Origin of the sequence: Kitasatospora sp. NPDC058046 (genome assembly GCF_042885595.1) — a bacterium.
Classification (GTDB): domain Bacteria; phylum Actinomycetota; class Actinomycetes; order Streptomycetales; family Streptomycetaceae; genus Kitasatospora.
Window position 1 is genome coordinate 1 of the sequence record NZ_JBHVRS010000026.1, and the last position, 18,355, is coordinate 18,355.

Annotated in this window: 12 protein-coding genes and 1 rRNA gene; 11 read left to right on the top strand and 2 right to left on the bottom strand. The window is 72.7% G+C overall.

Annotated features, from left to right (window positions below; translation table 11 throughout):
• Positions 1 to 91 (top strand): 5S ribosomal RNA (gene rrf / locus ACFVU7_RS37095); the annotation flags it as partial.
• A 59-nt stretch (positions 92 to 150) separates the two neighbouring features.
• Entirely contained in the window at positions 151 to 996 is an 846-nt protein-coding gene (locus ACFVU7_RS37100) for a phosphatase PAP2 family protein (protein WP_388050083.1), read from the top strand.
• A gap of 8 nt (positions 997 to 1,004) precedes the next feature.
• Here the strand turns inward: ACFVU7_RS37100 and ACFVU7_RS37105 are convergent, their stop codons facing one another.
• Positions 1,005 to 1,568 (bottom strand): GPR1/FUN34/YaaH family transporter, encoded by a 564-nt coding sequence (locus ACFVU7_RS37105; protein ID WP_049658771.1) that lies wholly within the window; start codon positions 1,566 to 1,568, stop codon positions 1,005 to 1,007.
• 314 nt (positions 1,569 to 1,882) lie between these two features.
• Complete coding sequence (locus ACFVU7_RS37110) at positions 1,883 to 4,444, bottom strand: SpoIIE family protein phosphatase (protein ID WP_380743871.1); 2,562 nt, start codon at positions 4,442 to 4,444, stop codon at positions 1,883 to 1,885.
• Positions 4,445 to 5,017: 573 nt separating this feature from the next.
• On the opposite strand from ACFVU7_RS37110, the gene ACFVU7_RS37115 reads away from it, so the two are divergent.
• The 9 genes from ACFVU7_RS37115 (at position 5,018) to ACFVU7_RS37155 (ending at position 18,312) form a co-directional block, all read left to right on the top strand.
• Positions 5,018 to 9,526: a HAMP domain-containing protein gene (locus tag ACFVU7_RS37115; protein ID WP_388050180.1), complete on the top strand. Its 4,509-nt coding sequence runs from the start codon at positions 5,018 to 5,020 to the stop codon at positions 9,524 to 9,526.
• Positions 9,527 to 9,819: 293 nt separating this feature from the next.
• Positions 9,820 to 10,458 (top strand): response regulator, encoded by a 639-nt coding sequence (locus ACFVU7_RS37120; protein WP_049659044.1) that lies wholly within the window; start codon positions 9,820 to 9,822, stop codon positions 10,456 to 10,458.
• A gap of 148 nt (positions 10,459 to 10,606) precedes the next feature.
• A complete protein-coding gene (locus ACFVU7_RS37125; RefSeq protein WP_388050087.1) occupies positions 10,607 to 13,282 on the top strand; it encodes a DNA translocase FtsK in 2,676 nt (891 codons plus the stop codon).
• Between the two features lie 282 nt (positions 13,283 to 13,564).
• Positions 13,565 to 14,428 (top strand): helix-turn-helix domain-containing protein, encoded by an 864-nt coding sequence (locus ACFVU7_RS37130; RefSeq protein WP_375877275.1) that lies wholly within the window; start codon positions 13,565 to 13,567, stop codon positions 14,426 to 14,428.
• Positions 14,429 to 14,524: 96 nt separating this feature from the next.
• Positions 14,525 to 16,030: a 30S ribosomal protein S12 methylthiotransferase RimO gene (rimO, locus tag ACFVU7_RS37135; RefSeq protein ID WP_049660304.1), complete on the top strand. Its 1,506-nt coding sequence runs from the start codon at positions 14,525 to 14,527 to the stop codon at positions 16,028 to 16,030.
• Positions 16,027 to 16,665, top strand: a complete 639-nt coding sequence (gene pgsA / locus ACFVU7_RS37140; RefSeq protein ID WP_049660306.1) for a CDP-diacylglycerol--glycerol-3-phosphate 3-phosphatidyltransferase — start codon at positions 16,027 to 16,029, stop codon at positions 16,663 to 16,665. Before rimO ends, pgsA begins: the two co-directional genes overlap by 4 nt.
• A 94-nt stretch (positions 16,666 to 16,759) precedes the next feature.
• Positions 16,760 to 17,239, top strand: coding sequence for a CinA family protein (locus tag ACFVU7_RS37145; RefSeq protein WP_387973948.1), 480 nt, complete (start codon positions 16,760 to 16,762; stop codon positions 17,237 to 17,239).
• Positions 17,240 to 17,588: 349 nt separating this feature from the next.
• Positions 17,589 to 17,957 (top strand): helix-turn-helix domain-containing protein, encoded by a 369-nt coding sequence (locus ACFVU7_RS37150; protein WP_049660741.1) that lies wholly within the window; start codon positions 17,589 to 17,591, stop codon positions 17,955 to 17,957.
• Positions 17,958 to 18,012: 55 nt separating this feature from the next.
• Complete coding sequence (locus ACFVU7_RS37155) at positions 18,013 to 18,312, top strand: hypothetical protein (protein ID WP_388050089.1); 300 nt, start codon at positions 18,013 to 18,015, stop codon at positions 18,310 to 18,312.
• The last annotated feature ends 43 nt before the right edge of the window (positions 18,313 to 18,355 follow it).

Consider the following 18,355-nt stretch of genomic DNA (forward strand, 5'->3'; position numbering starts at 1 on the left):
GCCCGGTTACATTCCGAACCCGGAAGCTAAGCCTTACAGCGCCGATGGTACTGCAGGGGGGACCCTGTGGGAGAGTAGGACGCCGCCGAACAATTATTCCGAAAAGCCCCTTCCCATCCGGGAAGGGGCTTTTTGCGTTACCCTCTGCCAATGCAGAACCTGACCCTGACCTGGCAGTCCGCCGGGGCCGTCTCCGTCGGCCTCTACGCGGGCGCGTACGCCGCGGCGAAGGGCCGGAAGCCGGCGCTGTCCGCGCTGTTGCGGGAGGCCGGCACGCTGCTGGCGCTGTTCGCCCTCTGGCAGCTGGTCGGGCACCTCTCGGTGATGAGTACGGACCACGCGCTGGACCGCGCGAGCTGGATCCACCACACCGAGCAGGTGATCGGACTGCCGGACGAGGCCTCGTGGCAGAAGGCGGTCACGCCGTACCCGGTGCTGGTGAGGCTGGCGAACTACTACTACGCGGCCATGCACTTCGCCGTGATGCTCGGCGTCCTGCTCTGGGTGTTCGTGCGGCACCGCGAGCGCTACGCGTGGGTGCGCAACACGGTGGTGATCACGACCGCGGTCTGTCTGCTGGTGCAGTTCATCCCGGTGGCGCCGCCGCGGATGCTCCCGGAGAGCGGCTTCGTCGACGTGGCCGCCCAGTACGGGCAGTCGGTGTACGGCGGCGCGGTCGGCGGTGTGCTGGTGGCCGACCAGCTGTCGGCGATGCCCTCGGTGCACGTCGCCTGGTGCGTGCTGGCGGCGGTCGCGGTGATCCGGGTGTCGAGCAGTTCGCTGCGATGGGTGATGGTGCTGCACCCGGTGCTGACGGTGGCCGTGGTCGTGGTGACGGCCAACCACTTCTGGCTGGACGGCATCGTGGCGGTGGCGATCCTGCTCCTGGCCTACGCCGTGCTGGCGGTGGCGGCACGGCGCCGGGGCCGGGCCTCCGCCAGGACGGAGGTCCGGCCCCTCAGCGCCGCCGAGGAGCGGCTGGAGCAGGTGGGCTGAACCGACGGTCACTTGACCGGCAGGGCGAGCTTTCCCCAGGAGCCGTTGCTCAGTGCGGAGGTGGCCCGGTACCAGGCGGCGAGCCCGGAGGCGGCCGCGATCCAGCCGCCGGTCTTGGCCAGGCCGCCGTAGCCGCCGAAGCTGGCGACGGCGGAGAGCACCAGGGAGACCGTCAGCAGGCCGTAGACGGCGCGGCCGAGCAGGCCGGCGCCCCAGCTCGCGGCGGTCAGGGTGAGGCCGAGCAGGGCCCACAGCAGCAGGAAGAGGCCGGCGGCGTTCTTGCCGGCTCCGCCGGCCGCGGACCAGGCCGCCCAGAAGGCGCCGAGGCTGGTGAAGGCGGTTCCGGTGAAGCCCTCGCCGCCGCGGAGCTGCCAGAGGCCCGCGATGAAGAGGGTGACGCCGCCGAGGAGGAGGGCGAGGTCGGCCGCGTTCCCGACTCCGGCGCCGTGCAGGACGCCGGTGGAGAGCAGGCCGTAGGCGAGCAGTGTGAGACCGAGCGCGAGGTAGCCGAGGTTACCCGCGTCGGCTCCGGTGGAGCGGGCGTTCGTTGCCCCGGTAGCTTCGTTGCTCACCGGAGGCTCCTTTCACTCTGGGCGCGCGCAGGGCGCAGTGACGCTGTGGTGTCGTCCGGATGAGTGCGGAGAGGAGTGCAGAGATGGAGAGAAGGAGTGGGGATGAGGGCCGCGCGCGACCGCGCCGAGGGCGCACGGCTGTGAGCGTGCGCGGCTGCGGTCGAAGGTGATGGGCCGGCGGACGTGGTGGGCCGGCGGAGAGCCGCCGGTCACGTCCCGGCCGGGGGATTCCCCGGTGGGATCGGTCTACCCGGCCGAACGCGCTTGTACCATTGTGAATATAACAATTTGTGACTGCGTCAGCGGATGACCGCTCACACCTGACGCCGAGTGGGCACCCGCAGGGTCAGGATCGCCATGTCGTCGGACGGCGGCTCCGGGGCGAAGCGCTCGACCGCGCGCTGCACCCGCGCCGCGACCGCTCCGGCCGTCAGCCCGGTACAGCCGGTGAGCACCTCGGCGAGGCCGTCGTCGCCCAGCATCCGCCGGCCCTCGCGGCGTTCGGTGACCCCGTCGGTGACGCAGAGCAGGACCTCGCCGGGCGCGAGCACCAGGCGCTCGGCGGTGAGGTCGAGGTCGTCCATGACGCCGAGCAGTGGCTGCGGGGTGGCGGCGCGGTCGACCTGGCCGTCGGTGCGCAGTCGCAGCGGCAGCGGATGGCCGGCGCAGACCAGGGAGAGCTCGGTGCTGCCGTCCGGAAGGGGCGTCAGCTCGCCGTAGAGCAGGGTGAGGAAGCGGCTGCGCGAACCCTCGTCCAGGATGGCCGCGTTGAGCCGGCGCAGCACCTGCGGGGCGTCCAGGCCCTCGCGGGCGAGCAGCCGCAGTGAGTGCCGGGCCAGGCCGGTGACCGAGGCGGCCTCGGGGCCGGTGCCGCAGACGTCGCCGATGGCGAAGCCGTAGGTGCCCTCGCGGATGGTGAACAGGTCGTAGAAGTCGCCGCCGACCTCGTTGCCCTCGCCGGCCGCCTGGTAGTAGACGTCCACCTCGACGCCGGGGATCTCCGGCAGGTCCGGCGGGAGCAGGCTGCGCTGGAGGGCCTGGCTGGTGGCGGTGCGCTCGGAGTAGAGGCGGGAGTTGTCCAGGGCGAGGGCGGCCCGGCGGGAGAGGTCCTCGGCGAGTTCGAGGATCTCCTGGCGGAACCGGACGCCGGCCGGGACGCCGAGCACCAGCAGGCCGATGACGCGGTTGCGGGCGGTCAGCGCGAGGACGACGGTCTCGCCGAGCAGGCCGGCCAGGTCCGGGCCGTCGGTGAGGCCGCCGGCCTCGGCGGTCTCGGCGGGGGCCGTCCAGAACCGGACGCCGTGGGAGGGGCCGGCCTCCGGGACGGGGGTCTTGTCGAGCAGGGCGCGCAGCGGGTCGATGCGGTCCTCGTCCTCGTGCAGGACGAAGGCGAGGCGGGCCGGGGAGGCGTGGTCGGCGGTGGTGTAGACGGCGCACCAGGAGGCGAGGGTGGGGACGGCCATCTGGGCCATCAGCGCGAGGGTCTGCTCGTGTTCGAGGGTGCCGGCCAGCAGGTCGGAGGCCTCGACCAGGAAGGAGAGCGAGCCGCGGCGCAGCTGTTCGAGCTCGGTCAGCCGGGTGCTCTCGACGGCGAGGGCGACCCGGTCGGCGGCGAACTGGAGGCGCAGCGCGTCCTCGTTGTCGTAGCGGCCGGGCACGGCGGCGGCGATGCCGAGCGAGCCGATCAGCCGGCCCTCGACCTTGAGCGGGACGGTGATCAGGGAGCGCATGCCGCTGTCGGAGAGCAACGGCAGGCCGGTGGGCCGGGTGGCGAGGTCCTCGTGGACGGAGGGCAGCCGGGCGGAGTCGTAGCGGTTGCCGGTGCCGACCGGGAAGCGGGCGTGTCGGCGGTGCCCGGAGGTGAGTCCGGTGGCGGCGCGGACCTCGAACTCGGCCTCGTCGTCGGTGGTGAGCAGCAGGTACGCGGCGTCGCCGTCGAGCAGGTCGCGGGCGCGTTCGACGGTGCGCTGCAGCAGGGTGTCGAGGTCGTCGGTGGCGACCGGGCCGGCCAGCAGGTCGAGCCGGGGGCCGGCCGGGTCGGGGCGCTCGCCGGGCAGGGCGCGGGCGGGGGAGCGCAGCACCGCGCGGTCGGGTTCGAGGACGAGCAGGCAGAGGGTGGAGGGGACGCCCTCGGTGTCGCGCAGCCGGACCTGGACGCCGTACACCTCGACCTCGCGGCCGTCCTGGCGGCGGACGCCGTAGCCGCCCTCCCAGCGGGCCATCCGCAGGGTGTCGGTCAGGCCGAGGCCGCGGGCGGGGGCCTGCGGCCAGACCGCGAGGTCGGCCCAGGGGCGGCCGAGGACGGCGGCGGCGGGGTGCTGGAAGAGCGCCTCGGCGTCCGGGTTCCAGGCCAGCACCCGGCCGTCCTCGTCGAGCTGGACGACGGCGACGTGCACCGGGCCCGGACCGCTGGGCAGGTCGCTGCCGGGGGTCGCGGGAACGGCGTAGCGGGTGCCGGACACGTGTACGGGCAGGGCGAGGCGGAACCAGACGGTCTTGCGGCCGGCCGCGTACTCGACGCCCCACCGTTCGGCGAGGGCGGAGCACATCAACAGGCCGCGGCCGCCCTCGCCGTCCGGGTCGGCGTAGCGGTCGGAGTCGACGACCGGACCGTCGCCGAGCGAGGGCAGGCCGCGCTCGGGGTGGTGGTCGGTGACCTCGATCCGGACGCTCTCCTCCTCGCGCAGGCAGCAGACCTCGGCGGCGGTGCCGGCGTGCACGACGGCGTTGGTGACGAGCTCGCTGACCAGCACGACCGCGTCGTCGACGACCTCGGGCAGCCCCCAGCCGAGCAGCGCGTCCCGGACGAAGCCCCGTGCGGCGGCCGCGGACCGGCCGTCGGGGTCGAAGGTGGCGGCTGCGCGCGCGGTGACCACGTTGCCACTTCTCCTCTGCTGCTCTTGCCCTGGCTGTCCGGGGGCGCGGCGCCGACTCCCCGTGCGCGCCGTCGGGGTGAGCGGCGGCGCTGGGTCGGGCCGTGGCCCGGTGCAGCGCTCCACCCTACTTTCCGCTTGGTTCCCCGTGGGGGCGGGGAGTCGAAACTGGCACCAGAGGGTGATTCTGCCCACCTGTTTCGGACGGTGCGGTACGAACCGAGCGCAACCGGCCCTTCACCCGGTGCCGGTGCTGCCAGACTGGGGGGTCCGCGACGGCCGGTGGGAGCAGTACGGTCGTCGGGGTGCCGGCGCGCCGCGGGCCGCCGGTACGCAGCCCGACCGGGCCGGTGCCCGGGTGCGTGCCGCACCGGCACGGGTCGGTCACCGGACAGTTCACGATGTGGGAGGGGCCCGTTGAGTTCGGCCACCAAGGACGCAACCGGAACGACGCCGCCCGCCCCGCGCGGTGGGCGCCCCGGGGCCGCGCCGCGGAACGCGGCCGGTCGGCGGGTGAGTCACAACCGTGGCGCGGAGCCCGCCGAGCTGCGCAAGCTGCTGTCGGCGCTGACCGCGATGCGGGACGGCAACTTCCGCCGCCGGCTGACCGTCCCCGGGGACGGGCCGCTGGCCGAGATCGCCGCGGTCTTCAACGAGGTCGCCGAGCGCAACCAGCACCTGACCGGTGAGCTGGCGCGGGTCCGCCGGGCGGTGGGCCGCGAGGGCCGGCTGAACGAGCGGCTGGAGACCGGCGCGGGCGAGGGCGCCTGGATGGCGGCGGTCGACAACTGCAACGCGCTGATCGACGACCTGGCCCGCCCGATGGCCGATGTGGGCCGGGTGCTCACCTCGATCGCCGAGGGCGACCTGGACCAGAAGATGGAGCTGCGCTCGCTGCACAGCAACGGGGTGAGCCACCCGCTGCGCGGCGAGTACCTGAAGATCGGGCGGACCGTCAACGGGCTGGTGGACCAGCTCTCCGAGTTCACCGACGAGGTGACCCGGGTGGCCCGCGAGGTCGGTACCGAGGGCAAGCTCGGCGGCCAGGCCAAGGTCCGCAGCGTGTCCGGGAGCTGGAAGGACCTGGCGGACTCGGTCAACACCATGGCGGGCCGGCTGACCGCCCAGGTCCGCAACATCGCCCAGGTGACCACGGCGGTCGCCAAGGGCGACCTGTCCCGCAAGGTCACCGTCGAGGTGGCCGGCGAGATGCTGGAGCTGAAGAACACCGTCAACACGATGGTGGACCAGCTGAACGGGTTCGCCGCGCAGGTCACCGGGGTGGCCAGGGACGTGGGGACGGAGGGCCGGCTCGGCGGTCAGGCCCAGGTGCCGGGCGTGGCCGGGGTCTGGCGGGACCTGACCGACTCGGTGAACTTCATGGCCGACAACCTGACCGGCCAGGTCCGCAACATCGCCCAGGTGACCACGGCGGTGGCGCGCGGGGACCTCTCGCAGAAGATCGAGGTGGACGCGCGCGGCGAGATGCTGGAGCTGAAGAACACCATCAACACGATGGTGGACCAGCTCTCCGGCTTCGCCGAGCAGGTGACCAGGGTGGCCCGCCAGGTGGGCACCGAGGGGCGGCTCGGCGGGCAGGCCCAGGTGCCCGGGGCGGCCGGGGTCTGGCGGGACCTGACCGACAACGTCAACTTCATGGCGAACAACCTCACCGATCAGGTGCGCAACATCGCCCAGGTGACGACCGCGGTCGCCAAGGGCGACCTGTCGCAGAAGATCCAGGTGGACGCGCGCGGGGAGATCCTGGAGCTGAAGAACACCATCAACACGATGGTGGACCAGCTGGGCGCCTTCGCGGACGAGGTCACCCGGGTCGCCCGGGACGTCGGCACCGAGGGCATCCTCGGCGGCCAGGCCAGCGTGCCCGGCGTGGCCGGCATCTGGAAGGACCTGACCAACTCCGTCAACCTGATGGCCAACAACCTGACCAGCCAGGTCCGGAACATCGCCGAGGTGACCACGGCGGTGGCGCGCGGCGACGTCTCCAAGAAGATCACCGTCGACGCCCGGGGCGAGATCCTGGAGCTGGTGACGACCGTCAACACCATGGTCGACCAGCTGTCGGCGTTCGCCGACGAGGTGACCCGGGTGGCCCGCGAGGTGGGCACCGAGGGCATCCTGGGCGGCCAGGCCCGGGTGCGCGGGGTGTCGGGCATCTGGAAGGACCTGACCGACAACGTCAACTTCATGGCGTCGAACCTGACCGGACAGGTGCGCAACATCGCCGAGGTCGCCGGTGCGGTGGCCCGCGGCGACCTCTCCAAGAAGATCGCGATCGACGCGCAGGGCGAGGTGGCGGCGCTCGCCGCGACCCTCAACACCATGGTCGACCAGCTGTCCTCCTTCGCGGTGGAGGTCACCCGGGTGGCCCGCGAGGTCGGCACCGACGGCACCCTGGGCGGCCAGGCGAGCGTGCCGGGCGTGGCCGGCATCTGGAAGGACCTGACCGACAACGTCAACCTGATGGCCAACAACCTCACCGGCCAGGTGCGGAACATCGCGCTGGTGATCACCGCGGTGGCCCGCGGCGACCTCTCGCAGAAGATCGACGTCGACGCGCGCGGCGAGATCCTCCAGCTCAAGACCAGCATCAACACCATGGTCGACCAGCTCTCCGCGTTCGCCGACGAGGTCACCCGGGTCGCCCGCGAGGTGGGCACCGACGGACGGCTCGGCGGCCAGGCCCGGGTACCCGGCGTGGACGGCACCTGGCAGGACCTCACCGAGTCGGTGAACGAACTGGCCAACAACCTGACCCGGCAGGTGCGCGCGATCGCCCAGGTCGCCACCGCGGTCACCAGGGGCGACCTGAGCCTGCGGATCGACGTGGACGCCGCGGGCGAGCTCGACGAGCTCAAGGACAACATCAACCAGATGATCGCCAACCTGCGCGAGACCACCCGCACCAACCAGGAGCAGGACTGGCTCAAGACCAACCTGGCCCGGATCTCCGGCCTGCTCCAGGGCCGCCGGGACCTGGAGGCCGTCGCCTCGCTGATCATGACCGAGCTGACCCCGGTGGTCTCGGCCCAGCACGGCGCCTTCTTCCTCGCCCAGCCGGCCGGCCGCACCGCCGAGCTGATCACCGAGGACGACGACGAGAACGACACCGTGCTGCGCCTGATCGGCAGCTACGGCTACCAGCGGCGGGCGATGCCGACCACCTTCCGGCCCGGCGAGTCGCTGATCGGCCAGGCCGCGGTGGAGAAGCGGGCGATCATCCTCAAGGAGGCGCCGCCCGGGTACCTGAAGATCGCCTCCGGCCTCGGCGAGGCCTCCCCGGCCCACATCGTGGTGCTGCCGGTGCTGTTCGAGGGCCGGCTGCTGGGCGTGATCGAGCTGGCCACCTTCAGCTCCTTCACCACCGTCGCACTGGACTTCCTGAACCAGATCGCCGACCTGATCGGCGTCACCGTCAACACCATCAGCGTCAACACCAAGACCGAGGGCCTGCTGCTGGAGTCCCAGCGGCTGACCGCCGAACTCTCGATGCGGTCCGCCGAGTTGGAGGCCCGCCAGGAGGAACTGGAGCGCACCAACGAGGAGTTGCAGGAGAAGGCCGAGCAACTCGCCCAGCAGAACCGCGACATCGAGATCAAGAACGGCGAGATCGAGGAGGCCCGGCAGGTCCTGGAGGAGCGCGCCGAGCAGCTCGCCCTGGCCTCCCGGTACAAGAGCGAGTTCCTCGCCAACATGTCGCACGAGCTGCGCACCCCGCTCAACTCGCTGCTGATCCTGGCCAAGCTGCTCTCCGACAACAACGAGGGCAACCTCTCGCCCAAGCAGGTCGAGTTCGCCGACACCATCCACGGCGCGGGCTCCGACCTGCTCCAGCTGATCAACGACATCCTCGACCTGTCCAAGGTCGAGGCCGGGAAGATGGACGTCCGTCCGGCCCGGATCGCCCTGGTCCAGCTGGTCGACTACGTCGAGGCCACCTTCCAGCCGGTCGCGCTGGACAAGAACCTGGACTTCGCCGTCCGGGTCTCGCCCGCCCTGCCGGTCACCCTGCACACCGACGAGCAGCGGCTCCAGCAGGTGCTGCGCAACCTGATCTCCAACGCGGTGAAGTTCACCGACGCCGGAGCCGTCGACTTCTCGATCCGCCAGGCCGGCCGGGAGGTCCCGCAGCACGTGCGCGAGCGGCTGCTGGAGTCCGGCTCGATCCAGGGCCCGGACGACGAGCTGATCGCCTTCTCGGTCTCCGACACCGGCATCGGCATCCCCGACAACAAGCTGCGGGAGATCTTCGAGGCGTTCAAGCAGGCCGACGGCACCACCAGCCGCAAGTACGGCGGCACCGGCCTCGGCCTGTCCATCAGCCGGGAGATCGCCCGGCTGCTCGGCGGCGAGATCCACGCCGAGAGCGAGCTGGGCAAGGGCTCGACCTTCACGCTCTACCTGCCGCTGCGCACCGAGGCCCCGGAGCCCGTCGGCGACCCGCGCCAGGGCGCCCCGGGCAGCCTGGCGCCGCGGGCCTCGGTCGGGGTGACCCCGGTGGGCCTGCCGGTGCCGGTCGGCGAGAACCCGGCCGACCACTGGGCCCAGGAGGTCCGCGAGCTGGCCGAGGAGCGCCGCCGCGGCGCGGTGGAGCGCCGGCGCAGCGCCGCCCTGGAGAGCGCCGCAGGGCCACGGACGGTGGAGCCCGTACCGCCCCGCCCGGCCGGCGGCGGCCGCCGCTTCGACGGCCAGCAGGTGCTGATCGTGGACGACGACGTCCGCAACGTGTTCGCCCTCACCAGCGTGCTGGAGCAGCACGGCCTGACCGTCCTGTACGCGGAGAACGGCCGCGAGGGCATCGAGATGCTGGAGCAGCACGAGAGCGTGGCGCTGGTCCTGATGGACATCATGATGCCGGAGATGGACGGCTACGCGACCACCGAGGCGATCCGCCGGATGCCCCAGTTCGCCGGCCTGCCGATCATCGCGCTGACCGCCAAGGCGATGAAGGGCGACCGGGAGAAGTCGCTGCAGGCGGGCGCCACCGACCACATCACCAAGCCGGTGGAGACCGACCACCTGCTGTCGGTCATGCACGAGTGGTTGAGCGGCGACCGGGAGTGACCCGGGGGGAGGCGTGAACCCCGGCCCGGGCCCCGGGGTTCACGCCGGTCGGTCGGCCGGTTTGCTGGCGGTCGGGCCCGGGAACCCGGTAGGGTCACCGATCGTTGCGAACAGTGACCGGACGGCAACACGCTGGTGAGCGTGCGCCGGAGCACTGACTGCGCGCCGCCCCGGATCGGGTCACGACGGGGCGATGTGCCGGGCGAGGGGGTGCGGCTAGCATGACCGGGGTAGCGGTGGGCAGTACGCGGGTGCCTGCACCGGGCGGCAGGCAGGCGACAGGAGGGCGAGCCCTGATGCAGAAGGCCAAGATCCTCCTGGTCGACGACCGACCGGAGAACCTGCTGGCGCTGGAGGCGATCCTCTCGGCGCTGGACCAGACGCTGGTGCGCGCGGCCTCCGGTGAGGAGGCGCTGAAGGCGCTGCTCACCGACGACTTCGCGGTGATCCTGCTGGACGTGCAGATGCCGGGGATGGACGGCTTCGAGACGGCCGCCCACATCAAGCGCCGGGAGCGCACCCGGGACATCCCGATCATCTTCCTGACCGCGATCAACCACGGTCCGCACCACACCTTCCGCGGCTACGCGGCCGGCGCGGTGGACTACATCTCCAAGCCCTTCGACCCATGGGTGCTGCGCGCCAAGGTCTCCGTCTTCGTCGACCTGTACGCGAAGAACTGCCAGCTGAAGGAGCAGGCGGCGCTGCTGCGCCTGCAGCTGGAGGAGGGCGGCGGCGAGCAGGCCCTCGGCGGGGCGCTGCTGGGCGAGCTGTCCGCGCGGCTGGCGGCGGTCGAGGAGCAGGCGGAGGCGCTCGGCAAGCAGCTGGACGGGGGCGAGGACGCCGGGGTGGCCGCCACCGCCGCGCACCTGGAGCGCAAGCTCGCGGGGCTGCGCCGGGCCCTGGACGCGATGCGTCCGGGCAGTTCCTGACCCGCGGTCGGCGTTCACCCGTCCGGGTGGTCCAGTGTGCTGCGACCGGGTGAATCCCGGTCAGGGTGACGGTGTGTCTGCGACACGTCCGGGCGCCCGGGCTCGGGCACATGTGCACTGGTCGCCCGCCCCGGTAGGCTGCTGACCCATGGCCACTCGCACGCCCGGGAACGCAGCACGTAAGACGAGTCCGGGAGCGTCCAAGAAGGCCGCGGCGAAGGCCCCGGGCAAGCCGCCCGCGAAGAAGGCGGCGGCGAAGAAGGCGGCCCCCGCGAAGAAGGCCGCGGCCAAGCAGGCCCCGCCCCCGCCGAAGCCGTCCAGGTCGGTGCTGATGAGCACGCTCAACGCCCTGGGCAGCCCGATCGCCGCGATCTTCCGGGGCTTCGGCGACGGGGCCAAGAACCTGCACCCGGCCCACCGCAAGGACGGCGTGGGCCTGCTGCTGTTCGGGCTCGCGCTGGTGACCGCGGCCGGCACCTGGTTCAGCCCGCAGGGCTGGCTGGGCGAGGGCGCCACCGCCGTGGTCTCCGGGCTGTTCGGCCGGCTCGACGTGCTGGTGCCGTTCCTGCTGGCCGCGATGGCGATCCGGCTCTGGCGCCACCCGGAGCTGCCGGAGGCCAACGGCCGGATCATGATCGGGCTGAGCGCGCTGCTGGTCGGCGTCCTCGGCCTGGTCCACATCGGCTGCGGCGCGCCCATGATGGGCAGCGGCGCCTCCCGGATACGGGCGGCCGGCGGGATCATCGGCTGGGCCGTCTCCACCCCGATGATGGCCGCCGCCGGACCGGCGCTCGCCGTGCCGCTGCTCCTGCTGCTGGCCTTCTTCGGCCTGCTGGTGGTCACCGCCACCCCGATCAACCGGATCGGCGACCGGGTGCGCGGGGTCGGCATACGGCTCGGCGTGGTCGAGCCCGGGCCCGAGGACGAGCAGCTCTGGGGGCGCACGCCGGAGCGCGAGCTGTCCACCGACCCGCCGGAGGACGCCGACCCCGACGCGCTGCCGTTCACCGTGGACACCGGCAGTGACGACCCCTCGGACGAGGTGGCCGCCCGCCGGCGCCGCCGCCGGCGCAAGCAGACCGACGAGCCGGAGGACGCCGAGCGGATCTCCCTCGACAAGGAGCCGCTGGACCCGTACGCCACCCGCGACCTCGCCGCCGGCGCGGCCGCCGACCTGGACGGCGCGCTGGTCTACGGCGTGCCCGCCTCCTCCGCGGTGGCGGACATGATGCACCAGGTGCAGGACCGCACCGCCCCGCCGGAGGAGGCCGCCGTCCCGGCCGCCCGCAGCGGCGGGCCGGGCGCGCCCGAAGAGCACGGCGCGGCGCCGGTGCGGATGGAGCAGCTCCAGCTCGGCGAGGGCGTCACCTACGCGCTGCCCTCGCTCGACCTGCTGGAGCGCGGCGGCCCGGCCAAGGCCCGCAGCGCCCTCAACGACGAGGTGGTCGCCCAGCTCACCGGCACCTTCGCCGAGTTCAAGGTGGACGCCAAGGTCACCGGCTTCACCCGGGGCCCGACGGTCACCCGCTACGAGGTCGAGCTCGGCCCGGCCGTCAAGGTGGAGCGGATCACCGCGCTCGCCAAGAACATCGCGTACGCGGTGGCCAGCCCGGACGTGCGGATCATCAGCCCGATCCCGGGCAAGTCCGCGGTCGGCATCGAGATCCCCAACCGGGACCGCGAGATGGTCAACCTCGGCGACCTGCTGCGCTCGCGCACGGCCGCCGAGGACACGCACCCGATGGTCGTCGGCATGGGCAAGGACGTCGAGGGCCACACCGTGATGGCCAACCTCGCCAAGATGCCGCACATCCTGGTGGCCGGCGCGACCGGCGCCGGAAAGTCCTCCTGCATCAACTGCCTGATCACCTCGATCCTCGCCCGGGCCACCCCCGACGAGGTGCGGATGGTGCTGGTCGACCCCAAGCGGGTCGAGCTGACCGCGTACGAGGGCATCCCGCACCTGATCACGCCGATCATCACCAACCCCAAGAAGGCCGCCGAGGCCCTCCAGTGGGTGGTGCGCGAGATGGACATGCGCTACGACGACCTCGCGGCGTTCGGCTTCCGGCACGTGGACGACTTCAACGCCGCCGTGAAGGCCGGCAAGGTCACCCCGCCGCTCGGCAGCGAGCGCGAGCTGAGGCCGTACCCGTACCTGCTGGTGATCGTCGACGAGCTGGCCGACCTGATGATGGTCGCCCCGCGCGACGTCGAGGACTCGGTGGTCCGGATCACCCAGCTGGCCCGCGCGGCCGGCATCCACCTGGTGCTCGCCACCCAGCGGCCCTCGGTGGACGTGGTCACCGGCCTGATCAAGGCCAACGTGCCGTCCCGGCTGGCCTTCGCGACCTCCGCGATGGCCGACTCCCGGGTCATCCTGGACCAGCCCGGCGCGGAGAAGCTGATCGGCAAGGGCGACGCGCTCTTCCTGCCGATGGGCGCGAGCAAGCCGATCCGGATGCAGGGCGCGTTCGTCACCGAGGCGGAGATCGCCAGGGTGGTGGAGCACTGCAAGGACCAGCTGAGCGCCGTCTACCGGGACGACGTGATGGTCGGGGCCGGGCCGAAGAAGGAGATCGACGAGGAGATCGGCGACGACCTGGACCTGCTGGTCCAGGCGGCCGAGCTGGTGGTCTCCACCCAGTTCGGCTCCACCTCGATGCTCCAGCGCAAGCTCCGGGTCGGCTTCGCCAAGGCGGGCCGGCTGATGGACCTGATGGAGTCGCGCGGGATCGTCGGCCCGAGCGAGGGCTCCAAGGCCCGCGACGTGCTGGTGAAGCCGGAGGAGCTGGACGGGGTGCTGATCACCCTTCGGGGTTGACGGTCGGCCCCCGGGGCCGGCGGCCCGTGTCCTGACCGAGGTGTCACTCGTTCGGAGGAGGGTAGGCGCCGTGTGGGGAACCGAACGTCCGTACGCCGCGTCACACGGCGGAAAGCGACCGCCGGGCTCCCCCCGCACGGCTCCGCTGACGGTTCGTCAGCGCCGTGCCGGACCCCGGTCGGACCGGGCGCGCGCATTCGGCCCGTTCCGCTTGAGAAACGATCCGCCCGCGCCCCTAGACTGTTCCCCAGCAGGTGGCCATCCGCTCGAAAGGCGTGCCCCGTGACCATCGGCAAGTCCTCCGACCGCGAGAACGCCATGCCGTCCGTCGAGCCGACCGACGACGTGGTGCAGGCGGCCGATGCCCCGAGCATCGGCCGGGTGCTGTCCACCGCCCGGATCGACGCGGGGCTCACGGTGGACCAGGTGAGTACCGCCACCCGGGTGCGGGTGCCGATCGTCCATGCCATCGAGGAGGACGACTTCGCCCGCTGCGGCGGCGACTTCTACGCCCGAGGGAACATCCGGCTGATCGCCCGCGCGGTCGGCCTGGACGGCGAGGCGCTGGTCGCCCGGTACGACGCCGCGCACGGCGGCCCGCCCGCCGCCAGGCGCCCGGCGACCCAGCTGATCGACAGCGGCCCGATCAAGGTGCCCCGGCGCGGCCGGCCGAACTGGGCGGCCGCCATGGTCGCCGCGATCGTCGCCGTGGTCGCGCTGATCGGCTTCAACCTGGTCAGCGGCAAGGGCGGGCACGGCACCACCGGCTCGGCCAGCGCGCCGCTGCCCAGCGGCTCCGGGACCGGCTCGGTGGCCCCCGCCGCCACGCCCGCCGTCCAGCCGCCGGCGCCCGTGCCGAGCGCCGCCGCGATCGCCGCCGTCCCGGCCGACAAGGTCACCGTGAAGCTGGTCGCCGAGGGCACCAGCTGGGTCTCGGCGATGGACGGCAACGGCAAGTCGCTGTTCCAGAACAACATCGGCAACGGCCAGGACCAGACCTTCACCGACCCCAAGCAGATCAAGCTGGTGCTCGGCAACGGCGGGGCCGTGCACGCGTACGTCAACGGGAAGGACCTCGGCCTCCTGGGCAAGGACGGCCAGGTGGTGCACGTCACGTACACCCCCGGAGACCCGCAGGCGGGCTGACCACAGGGGCCGTCCGGCCCACTGATGATCAGCTGATCCGAGGCGCGCGGCCTCCGGGGCGAACGGCACCGGAGCCCGCGCGTTAATCTTGGGCCTATGCCTGAACGCCGTACTGTCGCCCTTGTCACGCTCGGATGCGCCCGCAACGAGGTGGACTCCGAGGAACTCGCCGGGCGACTGGAGGCCGACGGCTGGTCGCTGGTCGACGACGCCTCCGAAGCGGACGTCGCCGTGGTCAACACCTGCGGCTTCGTCGAGGCCGCCAAGAAGGACTCGGTGGACGCCCTGCTGGAGGCCAACGACCTCAAGGGGCACGGCCGCACCCAGGCCGTCGTCGCGGTCGGCTGCATGGCCGAGCGGTACGGCAAGGAGCTCGCCGACGCCCTCCCCGAGGCGGACGGCGTCCTCGGCTTCGACGACTACGCGGACATCTCCGACCGCCTCCAGACCATCCTCTCCGGCGGCCACCACGCCCCGCACCTCCCGCGCGACCGCCGCAAGCTGCTGCCGATCAGCCCCGCCGAGCGGCAGAGCGCCGCCGAGACCGTCGCCCTGCCCGGCCACGGCACCGAGGCCGCCGCCGAGCCCATCGCCGACCTGCCCGACGGCCTCGCCCCGGCCTCCGGCCCGCGCACCCTGCGCAAGCGGCTGGACGACAGCCCGGTCGCCTCCGTCAAGCTCGCCTCCGGCTGCGACCGGCGCTGCTCCTTCTGCGCCATCCCGGCCTTCCGCGGCTCCTTCATCTCCCGCCGCCCCTCCGACGTGCTCAACGAGGCCCAGTGGCTGGCCGGGCAGGGCGTGCGCGAGATCGTCCTGGTGAGCGAGAACAACACCTCGTACGGCAAGGACCTCGGCGACATCCGGCTGCTGGAGACGCTGCTCGGCGAGATCTCCGCGATCGAGGGCGTCGAGCGGGTCCGGGTCTCCTACCTCCAGCCGGCCGAGATGCGCCCGGGCCTGGTCGACTCGATGACCGGCACCGCCGACGTGGTGCCCTACTTCGACCTGTCCTTCCAGCACTCGGCGCCCGCCGTGCTGCGCCGGATGCGCCGCTTCGGCTCCACCGACCAGTTCCTGGAGCTGCTGGGCACCATCCGCGGCAAGGCCCCGCAGGCCGGCGCCCGGTCCAACTTCATCGTCGGCTTCCCCGGCGAGACCGAGGAGGACTTCGCCGAGCTGGAGCGCTTCGTCACCCACGCCGGGCTGGACGCGATCGGCGTCTTCGGCTACTCGGACGAGGACGGCACCGAGGCCGCGACCTACGACGGCAAGCTCGCCGACGACGTGATCGCCGACCGGGTGGACCGGCTGAGCCGGCTGGCCGAGGAGATGACCGCCCAGCGGGCCGAGCAGCGGATCGGCACCGAGGTCGAGGTGCTGATCGAGTCGATCGAGGACGGCGTGGTCGAGGGCCGCTCGGCCCACCAGGCGCCGGAGACCGACGGCCTGACCACCCTGGAGGGCGTCGAGGCCCCCGCGGTCGGCCAGTTCTGGCGGGCCAAGGTGGTCGCCAGCGAGGGCGTCGACCTGATCGCCGAGGCGCTGGAGCAGGTGCGACTGCCCCGGACGTCGGGGGCCGAGGCCTCGGGAGCCGGGGAATGACCAAGGGGCCCGGCGCCCCGGCCGCGGCCCACCCGGGCAGACCGGTGGCCGCGGCGCCGTCGACCCCGGGGATCTGGAACATCGCCAACGTGCTCACGATGGTCCGGGTGCTGCTGGTGCCGGTCTTCGTGGCGCTGCTGTTCGCCGGCGGCGGGCACGACCCCAAGTGGCGCTCGGTCGCCTGGGCCTCGTTCGCGATCGCGATGATCACCGACCTGTTCGACGGTGAACTGGCCCGGCGCAAGGGCCTGGTCACCGACTTCGGGAAGATCGCCGACCCGATCGCCGACAAGGCGATCATGGGCTCGGCGCTGATCGGCCTCTCGCTGCTCGGCGACCTGCCCTGGTGGGTCACCGCGGTGATCCTGGCCCGCGAGCTCGGCATCACCCTGATGCGGTTCTGGGTGATCCGCTACGGGGTCATCCCGGCCAGCCGCGGCGGCAAGCTCAAGACGCTGACCCAGGGCACCGCGGTCGGCATGTACGTACTGGACCTGACCGGCTGGCTGGCCACCGGGCGGGCGGTGCTGATGGGGCTGGCGGTGCTGCTGACCGTCGGCACCGCGCTGGACTACATCGGGCAGGCGCTGCGCCTGCGCCGCGAGGGACGGACCGCGGCGCGGGCCGGCCGCTGAGCGACGGGGGGACCGGGTGTCGGAGCGGGACGTGGCGGAGCACGGCGCGGCGGCGCGGGGCGTGCCGGTGCGGGACGCGGTGGCGCCGGACGCGGTGGCGCGGGACTTCGCACTGGCCGAGCGGGCGCACGCCGCGCTGCGGGCCGAGGGCGGCACGCTCGCCGTCGCCGAGTCGCTGACCGGGGGGCTGCTGGCCGCCGCGCTGGTGGACGTCCCCGGGGCGTCCGCGACCTTCCGGGGCTCGGTCACCGCGTACGCGACCGAGCTGAAGGCCTCGGTGCTCGGGGTGGACGAGGGCCTGCTGGACGTGTACGGGCCGGTCCACCCGGTGGTGGCCCGACAGATGGCCGAGGGCGTGCGCGCACTGCTGGGGGCCACGTACGGGCTCGCGACGACCGGGGTGGCCGGGCCGGACCCGCAGGACGGGCAGCCGGTGGGCACCGTACACCTGGCCGTCGCCGGCCCGGGGGGAACTCTGGTCAGTTCTCCCCTGCTGTCGGGCGGTCGTGCCACAATCCGTCACGAAGCGGTGACCGCCGCGCTGGAGCTGCTGGTCGGTCGGTTCGCACGGTAGGCCGGTTCGTACGGCCGGCCGGTTTCGCGCGACCGGGGCCCGTGGGGAGGGCCTCCACCGACCGGGATCGCCGGGCGGGCGCGCGGGTATGGGACAGCGGGAGGATCGTGTTACATCCAACACCCTGGTTGGGCAGAAACCAGGTGGCGAACGAGTTGCGTGACGGTGGCCGGGTGGGTCGCTACGGGTACCACGAGGGGCCCGCGAACCCGGGTGCGACACCGGAACAAGGAGGGGGACGGCCTTGCAGCCCAGAGTGAACACGACCAGGGTCCCCGCACGCGAAGCGGGCAAGGCGGTACGGTGGGGTCGTGACATCTCGATCCGCAGTCCGAGGAGGGAGGCACCGATGATCCTGCTTCGTCGCCTACTGGGCGATGTACTGCGTCGGCAGCGCCAGCGCCAGGGCCGCACACTCCGCGAGGTGTCGGCGGCAGCCAGGGTTTCGCTCGGATACCTCTCCGAGGTCGAGCGGGGACAGAAGGAGGCCTCCTCGGAGCTGCTCTCCGCCATCTGCGACGCACTCGACGTCCGGATGTCCGAGGTCATGCGCGAGGTCAGCGACGAACTGTCGCTCGCTGAACTTGCGGCGATGGCCACCCTCTCCGAAGGTGATCTGCTGAGGCCGGTACTCGAACCGGTTCCGCTGCCCGCCCCCGGCACCGACCGGGCGAACATGTCGCCCAAGGCCGCCGCGATGGACGTGGTCGCCGCCTGATCCCGGCCTCGACTCCCGGGCGCCCCTGCCCGGGGCGAGCGAAGGGAGGGCGGTCGTGCGAACAGACGCGCAGACGCGCCCGATGGCCCGAATACGGGCCCGGGCGCGGCTGTTCCTCCGGGTACGGCGTCCGGTGCGGTGGGTGCTGGCGGCCTCGGCGGCCGGGCTCGCCTGGTGGCTCCTGGTGGTCCGGGGACAGCTGACCGACGGTGCGGCGCTGGGGCTGCTCGTGGCCGGCGGCTGGGGACTCGGTCTCATTCCGGTCCACGCCGACTGGAACGCGACCGGACCGGCCCGGCGCCCGCGTGCGGAGCCGGCGGGACCGGTGGAGGTACAGCCACCGCCGATCGTGTGATGGACGTGGCCGGAGGCCGCGGGGTCGACGACCCCGCGGCCTC